Annotated in this window: 12 protein-coding genes; 4 read left to right on the top strand and 8 right to left on the bottom strand. The window is 64.9% G+C overall.

The window, feature by feature from the left end; all coding sequences use genetic code 11:
• Positions 1 to 92: 92 nt before the first annotated feature.
• The 8 genes from ACFPN1_RS13735 to ACFPN1_RS13700 are packed head-to-tail and all read right to left on the bottom strand — an operon-like array spanning position 93 to position 8,783.
• Positions 93 to 602: a hypothetical protein gene (locus tag ACFPN1_RS13735; RefSeq protein WP_386755694.1), complete on the bottom strand. Its 510-nt coding sequence runs from the start codon at positions 600 to 602 to the stop codon at positions 93 to 95.
• Positions 599 to 1,312: a DUF3800 domain-containing protein gene (locus ACFPN1_RS13730; RefSeq protein ID WP_386755693.1), complete on the bottom strand. Its 714-nt coding sequence runs from the start codon at positions 1,310 to 1,312 to the stop codon at positions 599 to 601. Before ACFPN1_RS13730 ends, ACFPN1_RS13735 begins: the two co-directional genes overlap by 4 nt.
• Positions 1,309 to 1,578, bottom strand: a complete 270-nt coding sequence (locus ACFPN1_RS13725) for a hypothetical protein (protein ID WP_386755692.1) — start codon at positions 1,576 to 1,578, stop codon at positions 1,309 to 1,311. Before ACFPN1_RS13725 ends, ACFPN1_RS13730 begins: the two co-directional genes overlap by 4 nt.
• Positions 1,575 to 2,861, bottom strand: a complete 1,287-nt coding sequence (locus ACFPN1_RS13720) for an McrC family protein (protein WP_386755690.1) — start codon at positions 2,859 to 2,861, stop codon at positions 1,575 to 1,577. The genes ACFPN1_RS13725 and ACFPN1_RS13720 overlap by 4 nt, the downstream gene beginning before the upstream one ends.
• The gene (locus ACFPN1_RS13715; RefSeq protein WP_386755689.1) at positions 2,858 to 5,176 is read right to left on the bottom strand and encodes an AAA family ATPase; all 2,319 of its coding nucleotides are present in this window, start codon (positions 5,174 to 5,176) and stop codon (positions 2,858 to 2,860) included. Before ACFPN1_RS13715 ends, ACFPN1_RS13720 begins: the two co-directional genes overlap by 4 nt.
• On the bottom strand, positions 5,176 to 6,576 hold the full coding sequence (locus tag ACFPN1_RS13710) for a restriction endonuclease subunit S (protein WP_386755688.1): 1,401 nt from the start codon (positions 6,574 to 6,576) through the stop codon (positions 5,176 to 5,178). The genes ACFPN1_RS13715 and ACFPN1_RS13710 overlap by 1 nt, the downstream gene beginning before the upstream one ends.
• On the bottom strand, positions 6,566 to 8,167 hold the full coding sequence (locus ACFPN1_RS13705) for a type I restriction-modification system subunit M (protein WP_386755687.1): 1,602 nt from the start codon (positions 8,165 to 8,167) through the stop codon (positions 6,566 to 6,568). The genes ACFPN1_RS13710 and ACFPN1_RS13705 overlap by 11 nt, the downstream gene beginning before the upstream one ends.
• A 7-nt stretch (positions 8,168 to 8,174) precedes the next feature.
• Positions 8,175 to 8,783 carry an HD domain-containing protein gene (locus ACFPN1_RS13700; RefSeq protein WP_386755685.1) on the bottom strand — a complete coding sequence of 203 codons (609 nt, stop codon included), beginning with the start codon at positions 8,781 to 8,783 and terminating at the stop codon, positions 8,175 to 8,177.
• A gap of 634 nt (positions 8,784 to 9,417) precedes the next feature.
• Between ACFPN1_RS13700 and ACFPN1_RS13695 the strand changes: the two genes are divergently transcribed.
• From ACFPN1_RS13695 to ACFPN1_RS13680, 4 genes are all read left to right on the top strand, one after another.
• Positions 9,418 to 9,897, top strand: a complete 480-nt coding sequence (locus tag ACFPN1_RS13695; protein ID WP_386755684.1) for a hypothetical protein — start codon at positions 9,418 to 9,420, stop codon at positions 9,895 to 9,897.
• A 796-nt stretch (positions 9,898 to 10,693) separates the two neighbouring features.
• Entirely contained in the window at positions 10,694 to 12,787 is a 2,094-nt protein-coding gene (locus ACFPN1_RS13690) for an alkaline phosphatase D family protein (protein ID WP_386755683.1), read from the top strand.
• Positions 12,788 to 13,785: 998 nt separating this feature from the next.
• Positions 13,786 to 14,682 (top strand): hypothetical protein, encoded by an 897-nt coding sequence (locus tag ACFPN1_RS13685; RefSeq protein ID WP_386755682.1) that lies wholly within the window; start codon positions 13,786 to 13,788, stop codon positions 14,680 to 14,682.
• Between the two features lie 21 nt (positions 14,683 to 14,703).
• Complete coding sequence (locus ACFPN1_RS13680) at positions 14,704 to 16,287, top strand: hypothetical protein (RefSeq protein WP_386755681.1); 1,584 nt, start codon at positions 14,704 to 14,706, stop codon at positions 16,285 to 16,287.
• The last annotated feature ends 831 nt before the right edge of the window (positions 16,288 to 17,118 follow it).

Genomic DNA, 17,118 nt, shown 5'->3' with positions numbered 1-17,118 from the left:
TCATTGCAGGGTCATCCGCCCCTCAGTACCATCCCCACCCAGCTCATCAACCATGTGTTGAAAGAGTAACGAGGCCGTCCTCCGGGGCGGCCTCAGCCTTTTCTGGCTTCCCAATACCGTTCAAAGGCCTTTCTGCGCTTGTCGCGTTGATGCGCGTACTCGCAGCAGAAGGCCGTCCAGGGCAACACATAACTTCCCCGGTCAGCAACGACCACGACATAGCTGAAGTCGTCGAGGGCAAGTAGGTAACGCTGCTCGCGCTCGCGTTCTTCGACCCACCATACGACGCGGCAGCTGGTGGTCCCCGGCGCCGCCTCGTCGAACTCATCGATCATCGGTCGCGGCCAACCAATGCGTTCGCAACGACGCATGTCTGGCATCCGCTCCGACTCCTCATCTCCCTCGGAGATCAGATGCCAGAAGGTAGCGCTCTTGCCGTCGTACGCCGGGTGATGCTTGAGGCCTACACGCTTGCCCGGCCACGTCGGCTTTGAGTCTACAAAGTCTGCTTTGAAGCAGGCATGCAGCCTTTCCAGATAGGCGTTCCAGTTGCCTTGCGAATCCTCCAGCAAGAGCAGGTCCGGCAACCATTCTCCGCTCATGCCACCGGCCCACCCTGGCGTCCGCGCCAGAGAAACAGGTTGAACTTCGGCTCACGGAGCAATGTCGATCGCGTCAACGCGTACCCGGAGCGTTCCTTGAGTCGCGCAATGAGCGCGTCCTTCCCGGCGTTGCCCGACAAGCCCCGGTTCTCGTATCCCACTGCGCCCAACAAGAGGTCCGTCAACTGCAGCTGTTCGACGGCATGTGACTCGACGACCTGTACCCGTTCGATAACTTCCCGGTTGAAGTCATAGACATTGTTGCAGAGGACTTCGTGTAGCTTGGCAACCTTATCGGCACTGCGCGTGTCTTTTTTGTCGAGGTAGACCCGGAAGCACGCGTTGGGCAGGATCACCGGCTCCAGCAACCTGAACATCATCTTGTAATACCAATCGTCGTGGTCCTGTCCGAACGCTGCGTGTTGAAGTCCGGTCTTGTCGGCCACAACGGCGCGAAAGCTCAGATCATCATCGTCAAAGAAGTAGTCCACCCACGCCAGATAGAAATCTTTCCGCGCGGGGGAGACCTTGTTCCACTTCACCTCGAAATCCGAAGACATGCCGTGTGCCTGCTTGATCTCGCGCAATCGCACGGCGACCTCCCGGCTCTTCTCCACCGGACAAGTGACAACCCCCAACACCATCAGTGAGTGACGGTCATTGGGGAGGTGGCAGCTCTCATCGCAGTAGAGGTTGTACTTGTCGCTCACGTTGCGATCTCCGGCATGGCTGGCTGCAGGACACCTTGCGCCGCCCTCTCGACCATTTTGCCAACGTCGGCAAAATGGTCCGGCACTGGTTGCCCGGCGTTGGCGCAGGCGGTTTTGGCGCGGTCAATGACTTCCTCGAAGCGCCGCCATGTGGTGTAGCCCAGCAGATCCTGCAGTTCGCGCGCCAGCCAGAACTCCACGCCATCCTGCTCGTGGGCGGCATCTTCGAAACTGCGGTGCAAGCGAGTGATGAGTTCCTTCTTCAATGCACTTCTCCTTGTAGAAATGGCAAGGGCGACTGCTCAAGCGTGATGAATCGGCCACCTTCGAGATCCAGCGGGATGGCATCCAGGCGCAGGCCCTCCTGCATGTCGAAGGTATCCAGAGAATGCCGGAAGGTGTCCGACGCCGGGAACACGAGCACCAGCTGGCCCGTTCCGGACAGATATCGCTGTCCGTAGGCAAACAGCTGATAGAAATCGCCCTGGCTCAGTCCGTAGTTTTTCGCGGCGTCGGTTTCGTCGAGCAGCTTCCACTTGGCGTCCACCACCCACTTCCTGTCTTCGTACTCGATGACGAAGTCCGGGCACAGTTGGAACATCGGGCGCTTGCCCTGATGGCACAGGTACTGGCTGGCTGCCTGCGACCTGATCTTCGCAGCCGGAGGAAGGTGACGACGGAGACAGGCTTCGACAAAGGACTCGAACACCTTTTCCATCGGGAACAGCAGACTGCGCCCGGTCCACTCGCCGAGCGCCGACATCGGGTTGCGGTCGCCGAGGACCAGCTCGCACCACGGGCGGATGCCGGCGTAGTGCGCCATCAGGCGGTCGCGGCTCCAGCGGCGGAAGTCGCCGGCGATATCCTGGCTGGGCTGGATCTCGGCCAGTTGGTGTTCCAGTTCGTGCGCGAGGCGCCAGTTCGCCGGATCGCGCGTCATGCCGGCTACCTTTAGTAGCGCGGCAGCAATCAGCCTGTTCTCAGGGCGATCGGCGTCGAAGACCTGGTGCTCGACCTGGAACAGGTGCTGTCGCCCCACCGGTTGCCGAAGCTGGCGAGCTATCTGCAGCCGTCCGCGCAGGAAGCGCACTTCTTCTTCGACCAGCCGGTAGTCGAAACGCAGGCCGCGACGCACCAGTCCGTCGAGCTCCAGCAGGAACTGCTGGATGATCCACTCGCTGACCGGCGCATCGAAGGTCTCCAGCGCCGTCGGATCACTGATGCGTGGTCTCGGAAGACGCAGCCCTTCCCTGAGCATCCTCACCAGCACCCTGCGGGCTGTCGCCACGTCGCTCTCGCCGCGAACATGCTTGGGCAGGATTTCGATGCGTGTGCCACACGGAGATTCGAGCACGCCCACGTAGTTGTCGATCCGCAGCCAGCGCCGATCCTCCACCTGCACCAGGGGCGCGCCACCCGCGCGATGCCGCTGGGCCTCACGGCACAGCCAGTCGAAAGCAGACAGTGGAATGCCGGCGGCGTCGAGGCTGCCGGCCGGAACTGGCCCGGTCGTCAGTCGCGCATGTTCGCGGACGGTAACGAGTTTCACGCGATGGCCGGTGGCACCTTCGCCGGCTGCGCTGCCTTGATGGTCGCGAGATAGGCGTCCGGGTTCTCGAATGCCTCCGGGTTGATCGACCACAGCCTGCCTTCGCCGGGAAGCTCCAGGTCGCCGAACAGTTCGGCCATACCTGCCCCGTTCTGCTTGAGGAACTTCAAGGCATCGTCAGCCTTGCGGTGATCGTTGAGCACCCACGCGATCTTCTGCCAGTCCTCGAAGAAGTATTCCTGCAGCAGGGGCAGCACCTGGCGGCGGAAGATCCCGGCCAGCACGTCGATCGCCGGTGTTTCCTTAAGGCGCATGAAGTAGGCATGGCCGATCATGTAATCGCGGCCCAGCAGCACTTCGATACGCCGGTTGATCGTGGACAGCAGCACGTCGATCGGGATACCCGCGACCCCGATACCATCCAGCGCGTCGATGTCGGGCAGCATTTCGGTGAACTCGAACCGCCGCCTTAGTGCCACGTCCAACCCGGCCAGCGAACGGTCCGCCGTGTTCATGGTGCCGATGATGTGCAGGTTTCGCGGCACGCTGAACTCGTCCCTGGAGTACGGCAGGGTGACCTTCAGCACTTCGCCGCACCCTTCGCGTTTGGAGGGTTCGATCAGGGTGATCAGCTCGCCGAAGATGCGCGACACGTTGCCGCGGTTGATCTCGTCGATGATCAGCACACGCGGCTCTGGCTCCCTGCTTTCCGCCTGTTCGGGTGCGAGCAGCGCGGCCAGGCGTTCCCGCTTGATGGTGCCCGGCTCGTAGATGGTCATCTGGCTGAAGCGGTTGTCCATCAGGTCCGTGTACGGCCGCGCGGGCTCATAGCGCCGGAGCCAGCGCACCGGCCGTCCCTGGGCATACGTATCCGCGCCATCGCGGTCGACGTGGACATAGCCGCCCGTGATTTCGCCAAGGGCTCGGAATTTGAAGTTGCCCTGCGAAACGACGACCAGATCACCCACCCGGACACGACGGACGAACAGATCGAGGGCCGTGACCGGGTAGTCGGCGGAATCGACGTGCTCGCCAGCGGCACGCAGCCGTTCGACGATGTCCGCGCGCGACGTTACGCCTGACAGATCCGCCCCCGCTCCGAACCCGAGCAGTGCCAGGCCCTTGTCCATGCATTCGTCGTAGATATGGCCTTCCGTATTGGCGTCGCCCAGTGAGATCTTCCAGATCCGACGTCCGGCGATGTCGATGCCGGAGCCGGACTCCACCACGGTGCGGCTGCGCGCCGCTTCGCAGATCTGCTTGAAGACACCGGGCTCCACCCGGTATCGGATGCCGCCTTCCTTTTCGTCGCTTTCGTCACCGTCGGTGTCTGCACGGATGCCCTCGACAAAGTCCTCGTAACTGAAGCTCTGGTGGAACGTGACGAAGCGAATGCGGCCTGCGTCCGACAGTTCATCGAAGCGCGTCTTCAGGGCGTCGCGACTGTCGCCGTGCGTGGCGAGGAACACCGGATCGAGGATCCGCAGCGCCTCATCGACGGTGCGGTAGGTCTTGCCCGTGCCGGGCGGGCCGAAGAGGATCTTGTTGATGGGCAACGTCATGGTCGTCTCGGTTTGCGTAGCAGGGTTCTGCTGGCTGGCACTGCCGGTGCCCGTCGCCGCCGGAAGAAGCGTGATGTGGTAGCTGCCGTCGCCCGTGCGCTCGTAACGAAGCACGTCCCCGCTCTTGGCGCCCCGCGCGGCGTAGTAGTCGCTTGCGGCGGCGCGGTTGTGGAGATAACCGGTGTTGACGCTGCTGCGGTAGATGTCCGACTGGAACTCGATGCCGGCGTCGGTGGTGAAGCGCGCCTTGACCGCGGGTGCGTCCGGGGCCTTCGCGCGGATCAGCGACGACGGAAAGAAATCGCCTTCGAACGCCTTGATCGGGAAGAAGGTGTTTCCGGGCTTGATGGCGCCTTCGGTGAGCGTCACCGTCACCGCCGTATTCGCGCCATCCACCCGCCGGATCGAGGTCTTGTGCGTGCTGGTGGCCGCCGGATCCGGATAGATCTCCCAGACGCCATGCGCCTTGGGGTCGTAGGGAACGTAGTGCGCGCCCGCGCCGCTGCCCACCTTGAACAACCGGTCATAGCGGTTGCCGCTATCCGTGCGCCTGGGCTCCCGGCCGGTGTTGTAGGAGGTACGGGCCTGGGAGTTGACCGACACGCTGTTCAGTTCGGCGGTCACCGTGCTGAACGGAATGTCCGGGTGGCTGCGTTTCAGGTACTCCCAGACCTGATGGCGGTTGGCCTGACCGCCCAATGCGAGCACAGCGTCGGCAACCAGTTCCCATTGCGGCTTTTCGTTGTCAGTCATCAGGCCACTCCTGCCGGCTCGGCGAAGCCGTTGCTTTCAGTGAGTTCTTCCAGAACCGTCGCTGCTTCCGGCAGACGGAGCTTGCCGGAGATCAGGCGGGGGAGAAGGGCGTCGCGGAGGGCTGAAAGCTGCGCAGCTTGTTCGAGATTCGCCGACACGCGACTCTCAAGCGGACCGCAGATCGATTCGAACGCGCTCATGATCTCGGGTGGCGACTGAATCATCGGGAGATTTGAAAGAATTCTGGTGTTTAGGTTTGGCATCGTTGCGCCCACGGCATGTCGCACCAGCCATTCCGTAGCTTCGGGCCGTGCCAGCGCCGCTGAGAAAAATGCAGAAACAGACTCCGAGCTTCCCGGCCTAACAAGCAGGCAACCCGTTCCGCACAACCACCCAGCCTCTCGCTCTGAGATGGCTGCATGTCGGCCTACGTCGCCCCTACGACTAAACACAATGTCCCCAGCTCGAAGCTTGTGCCGCTCAAGGCGATCTGCATCTTCCGCGGCGATTCGCGCGATTCGATCCTCTATAACCCGACGCCCAGACAAGTCCTGAGGCATTACAACGGGTACGCCAACTTCGACGTAGTCACTGGCATGCAATTGGCTTCCGAACGGACCTGTCTGGATAAAGCCTCCTCGCGATTCACAGAGGACACCCAGCGTTGCCCAGCCCCACGCTCGCGGGATAGGGCCGAGTTCGGAATCCTCGAATTCGCTGGGGAACAGGGCGGCGGTGGCGGCGTCCATGCCTTCCGGCTCGCGGCCTTCGGCCTTGGCGAGTACAGGGTCGAAGTCCACGAACCAGGACTTGAACAGGGCTTGGGCGATGGCTTCGAGCGTGGCGTTGGTCTGGCGCAGGTTGCCGATGCGATCTTCAATCAATCCAAGGAGATCGACGATTGCACGTTGCTCCGCAAGGCTCGGCAATGCGACTTCGATTTCCTTTAGGTTCGACGACGGGCGCGAGATGGACGGAACGCCGACTTGCGACGCATTGGCCAACAGCTTGTGCCGACCTTCTGGGCTGTGAAAGAAGTAGGTGATAAATGCCGGATCAGCCTTGGCCTGGTCACATCTCAGATAGAACTGACGCTGAGAAATGACGTAGCGTTCGTATCGGGAGTTATTTGGAACATACGCAACCTGACCGATGTTTCCTGCATGAGTGAAGATCACATCGCCGCGATAGACATTCGAATTTCTGAGCTTTTCGGCATGCTCTGGCGTAACGAAATTGAAGTCTCCATCCTCGACGCGTGTCCCATGCAAGTGGGCACCACTGATGACTGGAATTCCTTCATCGACGAATGTCTCGACTTTGATATTTGAGCCAAACGGCCCCATCGCGATCTTCTCGGCGATTTCCTCGATCCGTACAGGCCTCCACTCAGACGCCATAACCCAATGCCCCCAGCTTCTCCCGGATCACTGCATCCAGCTCCGCCCCCTTCGCCATCTGCTCGGCCAGCTGCGCGGTCAGCCGCTCCATTTTGTCGTTGAAGGCCTCGTCGTCGTCCTCTTCCGCCTGCGCGCCGACATAGCGGCCCGGGGTAAGCACGAAGCCGTGCTTCTCGACGTCCGCCAGTGAGGCGCTGTAGCAGAAACCCGGCACATCGGCGTACTCGCCACCATCACTGAAGTCGCTGCCACGCCAGCGGTGGTAGGCCTGCGCGACGCGCTGCAGGTCCTCGTCGGTGAACTCAATCTGGGTGCGGCTGATGCGCCCGCTCGCCGCCTTGCGCGCGTCGATGAAGAGGATCTGCCCGCGCCGGTCCACCTTGCCATTGCCGCCCGCCGCCTTGTCCTTCGACAGGAACCACAGGCACGCGGGGATCTGCGTGTTGGAGAACAGCTGCCCCGGCAGCGCGACCATGCACTCGACCACGTCGGCCTGTACCATCGCGCGGCGGATCTCGCCCTCGCCGCTCTGCTGCGAGCTCATCGAGCCGTTGGCCAGCACGATGCCGGCGCGGCCGCGCGCGGACAGGCGCGCCAGCATGTGCTGCAGCCAGGCGAAGTTGGCGTTGCCCTTGGGCGGGATGCCGTACACCCAGCGCGGATCGTCCTGCAGCTTGTCGCCGCCCCAGTCGGAGATGTTGAACGGCGGGTTGGCCAGCACGTAGTCGGCGCGCAGCGTCTTGTGCTGGTCGTTGGCGAAGGTATCGCCATAGCTCTGGCCGAGGTCGCCGTCGAGGCCGTGCACGGCGAGGTTCATCAGGCACAGGCGGCGGGTGGCGGCCATCAGTTCCTGCCCGTGGATGGCGAGGTCGCCCTTCTTCTTCAGCTGCGCCTGGTGCGCGTCCTTGAAGCGCGCCGACTGCACGAACATGCCGCCCGAGCCGCAGGCCGGGTCGTAGATGGTGCCCTTGAACGGGGCGAGGATTTCCACCAGCAGGTTGACCACGCTCTTGGGCGTGTAGAACTCGCCGGCCCGCGCCCCTTCCTTCAGCGCGAACTGGCCGAGGAAGTATTCGTACACCTCGCCGAACACGTCGCGGCTGTCGTGCTTGTGCGCGTCGAACTTCAGCCGTGCGATGAGTCCCATCAGCTCGCCGAGCTTGCCCGGCTCCAGTTCCAGCCGCGAGAACTCGCGGTACAGCACGCCCTTGAGGCGCGGGTTCTCCGCTTCGATCGCGGCCATGGCCTTGTCGAGGCGCTGGGCCAGGTCCGGCGCGGTGGCCTGCGCCAGCAGCACGCTGAAGTGCGCGTCCGGCGGGATCCAGAACACGTTGTCGAGGTCGTAGAAGGTCTTGTCGCGGGCGAAGGCGTCCTCGTTCTCCTTTCGCGTCGCCTCGTCCTCGATGTAGTAGTCCGAACGCGGATCGGCGATGCGCTGTCGGATCACCTCCGACTGCGCGTCGTACATGTCGGACACGTACTTGAGGAACACCAAGCCCAGCACCGGGTACTTGTACTGCGCCGCCGCCACCGAGCCGCGCAGCTTGTCGGCAGCGTCCCAGAGGGTGCGTTTGAATTCTTCGTTGGTCATTGCTTGATCAGGGGTGGGAAGCGGAAAGCGCGCGCATACGGGCCACGGCATTGGCAACCGCCGGCGCTGCGGGCGTATTGCGCCGCGAGAAGATCGCGACGAGGCCGTCGTAATACCACAGCGTGCCGTCGCGCCCACCGGTGAAGCGCGCGAATACGCTGCCCCCCACCCGCGGGTCTTCCAGGTCCTGCACGATGGCGCGGGCGTTGTGCAGCTTGTCGCACCCCGACACCAGCAGCACCTCGTCGTCGGCTTCGGCCAGGTGCGCGAGGTAGTCGCGTTTGCGGCGCAGCCAGTCGGCTTTCTTTTCTTCGGGCGTGACGAAGGCGCCCTTGTCTTCCGCCGTACCGTCGGTGCAGGCGCGGACGATGCGGGCGACGGTGTCGCCGCACTCGGCGCGGATGGTGGCTTCGTGGGCTTCGCCGCAGTCTTCGATGCAGTCGTGGAGGAGGCCGGCGATGGCCTGGTCCTCGGTGCCGCCGTGTTCGATCACCAGGGCGGCGACGCCGAGCAGGTGGGTGAGGTACGGGATGGTGGTGCCCTTGCGGACCTGGCCGGCGTGGGCGATGCGGGCGTAGTCGACGGCGCGGGTGAAGCGCTCGGTGAGTGCGGTCATGTGGCCCCCTGCCACGTTCCCGGGGTTGGGATGATGACGGGTGGGGGGTGGGGGTGGGGAGGGCTGGGGGTTTGAAATGGCTGAAAGGGCAAAGAGCGCCCCTCATCCGCCCTTCCCTCAGCGGCTTGCGCCGCTTCGACCTTCTCCCCGCTGGGGCGGGGAGAAGGGGGAGGCGCCGCCTACCGCAGTCCCCTCGCCGCCTACCGCAGTTCCCTCGCCGCCTGCCGTGGTCCCCTCGCCGGTCTACCGCAGTCCCTTCGGCGGCCTATCGCAGTCCCCTCGGCGCCCTCCTGCGGTCCATCGATCACCCACCGCAGTCTCCTGTCAGCCCGACTGCAGTCCCTTCGCCGGGATACCGCGCTTCGCTCGCCGAACGACCGCACTCCCCTCGCCGGCGAGTCGGGTCGGGGCCGGACCCTACTTCGGTTCGCTGCCTGGGGGACTGCGCCGGGGTGCGAGCGGGCTGGTGTCCCCGCCCGGGCCGACTGCGGTCGGGAGCCCGGGCGACACGGGTCGGAGTTTTCCTATCCCGCGGCGCGGACTTGTCCGATGGGCGCCGGCACACGCGCTGGCTAGCCTTTGCGCGTCGGCCATGGTGGCCGGCTTTCAATGGATCACGGACAAGGAGCAGGGAATGAGTCAGAACCTGGTGAATACGCATTTTTCGCCGGAGCAGTGGGACCAGCTGGATCAGCTGCTCGCCCAGGTCGAGCAGCAGCTGGCGCCGATGCTGGTGGCGCTGGCGCCCGGATCGCTGAAGCACGCGGTGCGCATGGGCGACGGGTCGGAGGCGTTCTGCCGCAAGGCGCTGGACGTGATGGCGGAGAACAGCGGGCTGCTGCCGCGCAACCTGGATGTCGAGGAAATGCGCCGCGACCTGGAAACGCACGATGCGCTCAATGCGCGCCTGGTGCGGCTGACGCGTCTGGTCGAGCGGGTGCGCGATACCGAAGTGGCGCTGGGCAGCGATGCGATGGCGTCGGCGTTGGAGGGCTATGCGTTCCTCAAGATCGCGGGCAAGAGCGAAGGTCTGCAGGCGTTGCGGCGGGATCTGGGCAAGCGCTTCGAGGCCAATGGGCGGCGCAAGGCGGAGCCGGAGGCGGTGACTGCCTGAGCATGCAGTGGCGTTTGCGTTGAGGTGGTGATGTGGGAAGGCCCTGCGGATGCGGGGCCTTTTTTTGTGTTGCGTGTGGGTTCGCGAGTCTGTGACGGCAAAGCAAAAGCAAGAGCACCCCTCCCCGGCCCTCCCCTTCGCCTTCGGCGAAAGGGAGGGAGAACAGCGCGCCGATGTTTCTCGCGCGCTGCGGCGCGTTGGGAACTATCGCGGGTGAGGCTCCTCGCGACCCCGGGTGCGCTGCGCTTACCCGGGCTACGCGCTGCGGATGCGGGGCCCTTTTTTATGTTGCGTGTGGGTTCGCGAGTCTGTGACGGCAAAGCAAAAGCAAGAGCACCCCTCCCCGACCCTCCCCTTCGCCTTCGGCGAAAGGGAGGGGGAATAGCGCGCCGATGTTTCTTTCTCGCGCGCTGCGGCGTGTCGGGAACTATCGCGGGTGAGGCTCCTCGCGACCCGGGTGCGCTGCGCTTACGCGGGCTACGCGCTGCGCTTACACGGGCTACTCGCTGGATCCCCGCTTGCCCAGCCATTCGGCCGTGAAAGGCCGCGAGGATGACGAGCAGGAACAAGACAAAGACAAAGACAAAGACAAGGACAAGGACAAAGACACTGGATCCCCGCTTTCGCGGGGATGACGAGCAAAACGGCAAGGCGATAACCAGTACAAAGGCGCTGGTTCGCGCTTTCGCGGGGATGGCGAACAAGCGCGGGGGTGCGGGCAAGTACTTCCGGCACGTTCCCCACCCATGTCGCGGGTCTAGCGTGCGGCGCATCCGTCACGTCCCGGGGCGCCGCCATGCCGACTCTCGATCGTCGTCAGTTCCTCAAGCTCGCCGCTGCGATGGGTGCCACGCTCGCGTGGGGATGCGCGACGGTGCGGCCGTCGTCGAGTGGGTGGCGCGAACGCCGCGATCTGTTTCCGCAGGGCGTCGCGTCGGGTGATCCGGATGCGAACAGCGTGCTGCTGTGGACGCGGCGGCCGTATGCGGACAACCGCGAGCGCGGGATGCTGCTGGTGGAAGTCGCGGAGGATGCGGCGTTCACGCGCGTGGTCGCGACCACCGCGGCGCCGGTGCTGGCGCGCTCGGACTGGACCTGCCGTGTGCTCGTCGGCGAGCTGCAGCCGGCGCGCGAGTACTGGTATCGCTTCGTCGACGAGGACGGCAACGGCAGCCGCATCGGTCGCACGCTGACCGCGCCCGCCGCCGACGACCTGCGTCCGGCGAAGTTCGCCTTCGTCAGCTGCCAGAGCATTCCCGAGGGCTACGGCAACGGCTATCGCCGGATGATCTACGAGGACGAACGCGCCGCGCCGGGCGAGCGCATCGACTTCGTGCTGCACCTGGGCGATTTCATCTACGAAGTCGTGCAGTACCCGGACCAGGTGAAGAACGGGCATCGCTACGACCGCCTCATCACCTTCCCGATCAAGTATCCGAAGGGCAAGACCGTCGCGAAGAACCGCTTCTGGGTGCCCGATTCGCTGGAGGATTACCGCGTCGCCTACAAGGCCTATCTGCAGGATCCCGACCTGCAGGACGCGCGTGCGCGCTGGCCGTTCGTGTGCATCTGGGACAACCACGAGTTCTCGTGGAACGGCTGGCAATCGATCCAGGAATTCGCCGGCACCGACGGCTGGGTGCCGGCGCAGACGCTGAAGGTCGCGGCCAACCAGGCGTGGTTCGAATTCCTGCCGGCGCGCGTGCTGGCGCCGGGTTCGAACCTGGCCGCCTTCGACGCGCCGCAGGTCGAGGACGTGCCGATGAAGCCCGCCGACTTCGACGACACCGGCCTGTGCACCGAGCCCAACAACCTCGCCGCGATCAACAGCCTGATCGCCTACCGTGCGCTGCGCTGGGGCCGGCACATCGACCTGTTCATCACCGACAACCGCAGCTTCCGCTCGCGCGATCCGGGCAGCCACGACGAGATCGGTCCGCTGTTCGAAGGCGACGTGCTCGGCTTCGTGCCGGAGGAGCTGTGGGCGCAGCTCGACGGCGGCCGCGCCTACGCCGACGGCCACCCGCCGGCGAAGCTGGTGATGGGCGACAGGAGCGTGGACAACTACGTCGCAAAGGATCCGCCGCAGTCGATGCTGGGCGCGAAGCAGAAGGCGTGGTTCCTCGACCAGCTGCGCGGCGCGACGGCGACGTGGAAGGTCTGGGGCAATTCGCTGGGCACGCTGGATACGCGTGTCGATCCGCAGAACCTGCCGCCCGAGTTGTCGCGCCAGTGGAAGGGCAAGGGCTACGGCCTGATGACCGTGTACGACTGGGGCAGCATGTACCACGAACGCGCGGAGATCTTCGATGCCGTGCGCGATGCCGGCATGACCGGGCTCATCGTCGTCGCCGGCGATCGCCACAGCTTCTGGGCCGGTTACGCCGCGAAGGCGTTGCCGCCGGCGGCGTTCGAACCGGTGGGCGTCAGCTTTGTCGGCGGCTCGCTGATTTCCCCGGGCGCGGCCGAGGCCAACGAGCACAACCAGAAGAAGGAAAACAATCCCACGCGCGGGCTGTACATCGCCGAGGACAAGGATGGCAGGCCGCAGTCCACCCAGAACCTGACGCTGCGCCACGGCGTGCGCTCGGCGCTGGAATACGAAAAGACCAGGGACCTGCAGAAGGCGCTGGCGGTGCGCAATCCGGAACTGGCCCCGCACCTGACCTTCTACGACGCCGGCGGACACGGCTACGCGACCGTGCGTGTGGACGGCGAACGGATGGTGACCGACTTCGTGTGCATTCCGCGTCCGATCACGCGCGCACCGGGCGAGGACGGCGGCCCGCTGCGGTATCGCGTGCGACATGAAGCGGCGTTGTGGCAACCGGGTGAGCGACCGCAACTGAAGCAGACGGTGCTGGAGGGGGATGTGGGGTTGGCGGTGTGAGGTTCGTAGTTTGAACCCCTCCCCTTTGCGCGCAGCGCAAGGGGGAGGTTGGGAGGGGGTGCTTTTGTTTTTGCTGTTGCTGGTTCCTCGCGCCACCGCAAAAGCCGCTCGCTGCGCTCGCACCCCTCCCCGACCCTCCCCTTCGCTGCGCGAAAGGGAGGGGGAGAAGCGGCGATCGGGGCGCGGCTTGCATGCATATCGAGCAGCGCATCCGCCAATCACGCAGGTGCGTTGTCGTGCGAACCGTGCTTTGAGCCCCTCCCCTTTGCGCGCAGCGCAAGGGGGAGGTGGGGAGGGGGTGCTTTTGTTTTTGCTGTTGCTCCTTCTTCACGCCACCGCGAAAGCAGCTCGCTGCGCTCGCACCCCTCCCCAACCCTCCCCTTCGCTGCGCGAAAGGGAGGGGGAGAAACGGCGATCGGAGTGCGGGGTGCATGCAAGTCGTGCAGCACCTCGGCCATCACGCCGGTGCGCTGTCGTGGAGCAATGGCTTGAAGCCCCTCCCCTTTGCGCGCAGCGCAAGGGGGAGGTTGGGAGGGGGTGCTTTTGTTTTTGCTGTTGCTCCTTCTTCACGCCACCGCGAAAGCAGCTCGCTGCGCTCGCACCCCTCCCCAACCCTCCCCTTCGCTGCGCGAAAGGGAGGGGGAGAAACGGCGATCGGAGTGCGGGGTGCATGCAAGTCGTGCAGCACCTCGGCCATCACGCCGATGCGTTGTCGCGCGAGCCTTGGTTTGAAGCCTCTCCCCTTTGCGCGCAGCGCAAGGCGGAGGTTGGGAGGGGGTGCTTTTGTTTTTGCTGTTGCTGGTTCTTCGCGCCACCGCGAAAGCCGCTCGCTGCGCTCGCACCCCTCCCCGGCCCTCCCCTTCGCTGCGCGAAAGGGAGGGAGAGAAGCGGCGACCTCATCGCGTGCCGGAATGCCGAAAGGATGGTGAGCTGGCGCCGGCGTGCGCTACGCTTCCGCGCGGCCAGGCCCGGCCGCTCTGGATAAGGACCGTCCATTCATGCGCTTCGACACGCATTCACCCTTCCCTGCCCTTCTGCTGACGCTCGCGTTGGCGAGGTGCACGCAAGCCTCCACAACGCCGACGCTGGCTACTTCGGCCGATGTAGCGGCGCCCCCGGTAGCGACCGACATGGCAACGGCGGCGGCACCGAGGCAAGCACCTGCCATTGCGCGCGATGAACCGGCGTGCCCTCCCGGTTCGGAGCCGGCGGCTGATACCTCAGCGGAGCCCGGCCACCTCTGCTATGGCGCGTTGCCCACTTACTTCGCGCAGACAGTGATCTGGCTGACGCAGCGGAATGCGTCGAGCGAAGGCAAAGAGCCCTGGCCCACCCAAGACGTGACCTTCAAGGTCATTCCGGGCCTGGGCAGGCGCATGGATCTGATGGTGGGGCGGGAGCTCGGAATTCGCTCGTTTGAAGGATCCGATCCGGCCACGACGGTGTATCTCGTCGCCGACATGTGTGCTGACCCGTACGCACCCGGATGTCGCTATGGCATGGGCCTGAAGGCCTATCGGGTAACAGGCGCTGGCGCGCCGATGGACGTCACTGCACAGCTTCTCCCGGAAAAACCGGCACTGTCACCCGCACAGCGCACGCACTACGACGACCTGGGCGGGGGGCCGCTGTGGCTGGACATGAGCAAACTGGGGCTTGCACCAACCATGCGCTGGATCATGGAATTCGACCCGGATCGCCCGATTCCATCCGACGATCCGCGTGACGCCGGAGGCGTAGCGCACTTCGGCTTCCTGGTCTGGAACGGACAGAGTTTCGAACTGAAGGAGCGCGTGGCTCGCTCGCAGTGGCCCTGCGCTCGAGTTCCTGACAACAAGACGGCGTGCCCCTACGAATTCCCGCAACACGATCGCTTCGTCATCAACGGCAGGTAAGCCACTCACAGGAGTCATGGAATGACAGGACAGACCGAAATCGACATTCGCCAGTCGGCGGATCGCGTAATCGCATTGCTGGAGCAGAACCGGACGCGCGAAGCTATGCAGTTGCTGGAACGCGAGCGCCAGGGAGAGCGTCTTGTGGTGCAGGAGGCGCTGGATCGCTATGTGGCTGCAGGCGCCGCCGACCGCATTGCTGCATTGCGCCGCGCTGGCGCGACCACAGGCGAGGAAGGCACTTACGCCTCATTGGATCGCGTCGCCGCTGCAAGCCGGGCGCCGCGATTCTCAACCGGAGGAGTCCCTGGCGAAGTCAACGAGATGGCAGGTCTGACCGACGCGCAGCAATACGACATATTCGCGAGCATCGTGGCGACGCGCGGAAACCAGGCTGCGCGCGAAGCCTTGCAGGGCCAGGACCGCGTCATCCTGGGGCTACGTCGGGAGAACTCGACGCTGGCGTCGCCTTCCGATCGAAGCGTCGCGATTCCTGCTCTTGATGATCCTCGCACTCGTGAGGCTGACGAGTCGCGCACTGGCGTGGGTGTGTACAACGATCGCGTTGTCGTGTTGTGGCGTGGTGCAGACGGAAGCCGCCATCTTCGGTCATTCGATCGCGCCAACACCGAACCCACGGCCCAGTACGACCATCATGCCGGCAGCGATGGGCATCGGCGCTTTGCCCAAGGCGGGATAGACGGACAGGTGCGCGCAGCCGCAACCGGATACCGCGACGTCACGCGTCGCAAGATCGAAGGCGTCGATGTCAACGGCGATGGACTGCGTGACCTTGGCCGTCTGGCCGAAGGCACCATCGAGATGCAGGCGACGACTCATCCGGCGCCGCATGGCCAAGCCGCCGACTTCGCGCTGCGTCCCAGCCCGGCGGCGCTGACGCCGAACGCACGCGCCGGTCGCGTGCAGCGCGATACGAATGGCGACGGGTGGTTCGATCAGGCCGACATCAATGGCGTCCAGGATCTGGACCGCTCGTTCAAGATCCATCCGGGCTCGTCGGCCAATACCGATTCCGCCGGTTGCCAGACGATCCTGCGCGGCGATTACCACAGCTTCGAGACCGCGGTGCGTGGCCGCCCGCAGCAGACGCGCTGGCAGTACGTCCTGACGTCGACGACGCCCGCCGCTGTGCATCAACGGCAGGCAGGCGATGAAGTCGCTCCGGAGCAGCGGCCCGCCGACCGCGCCCCGCCAAGGCAGCAGGCGCCGGGGCCGGGCGCGCGCGACGTGCGTGGCGAGCAGGAGCGACCGGGACATGCCGACGCGCTCTTCGATGCGATCCGGCGCCAGTTGCCTGAGGGCACGTCGCCAGAACATGCCGCCCATGCGTTCGCACAGGCGCGCATCAACGGCATCCGCGGAGTGGATCAGCTCGATCGCGTGGCGGTAGTGGAAGGACAGGCGTGGGTGATCGGCCGGACGCCGGGGTTCTTCGCGAAAGTCGATCTCGGCGCGGCACCGCCACCACTGGCCGAGTCGGTGCAGCGGGCGGAGAACGTCGCGACGCAGGAGCTCCAGGGGAATGCGCCGCGACCGGAGGCGGCGGTGTCGCTGGCGATGCGGATGAATACGCAGGTCTCGTAGCGTTCAGCGCCTCGTTTGAGAAGCCCCACCTGGGGCTTCTCTGTTTTTGATGCAGTGAAGCGCAAAAGCGCCCCTCATCCGGCGCTCCGCCCTCAGCAGGCTATCGCGCTTCGACCTTCTCTCCGCGGGGTGAGAGGAGGAGAAGCAACTGGCGCTCCACATCCGGCCATCACGCCGGTGCGTTGTCGCGCGAGCCGTGGTTTGAAGCCCCTCCCCTTTGCGCGCAGCGCAAGGGGGAGGTTGGGAGGGGGTGCTTTTGTTTTTGCTGTTGCTCCTTCCTCGCGCCATCGCGAAAGCCGCTCGCTGCGCTCGCACCCCTCCCCAACCCTCCCCTTCGCTGCGCGAAAGGGAGGGAGAGAAGCGGCGATCGGAGTGCGGGGTGCATGCAAGTCGTGCAGTTGCAGCACATTTGGCGATCACACAGGTGCGCTGTCGTGGAGCAATGGCTTGAAGCCCCTCCCCTTTGCGCGCAGCGCAAGGGGGAGGTTGGGAGGGGGTGCTTTTGTTTTTGCTGTTGCTTCTTCTACGCGCCCTCGCGAAAGCAGCTCGCTGCGCTCGCACCCCTCCCCAACCCTCCCCTTCGCTGCGCGAAAGGGAGGGGGAGAAACGGCGATCGGAGTGCGGGGTGCATGCCAGTCGTGCAGCACCTCGGCCATCACGCCGGTGCGTTGTCGCGCGAGCCGTGGTTTGAAGCCCCTCCCCTTTGCGCGCAGCGCAAGGGGGAGGTTGGGAGGGGGTGCTCTTGTTTTTGCTGTTGCTGGTTCTTCGCGCCACCGCGAAAGCCGCTCGCTGCGCTCGCACCCCTCCCCGGCCCTCCCCTTCGCTGCGCGA

The sequence above is a fragment of the Lysobacter yangpyeongensis genome (assembly GCF_042655745.1).
GTDB classification, from domain to species: Bacteria; Pseudomonadota; Gammaproteobacteria; order Xanthomonadales; family Xanthomonadaceae; genus Agrilutibacter; species Agrilutibacter yangpyeongensis.
This window is presented reverse-complemented; position numbering and strand designations above follow the sequence as displayed.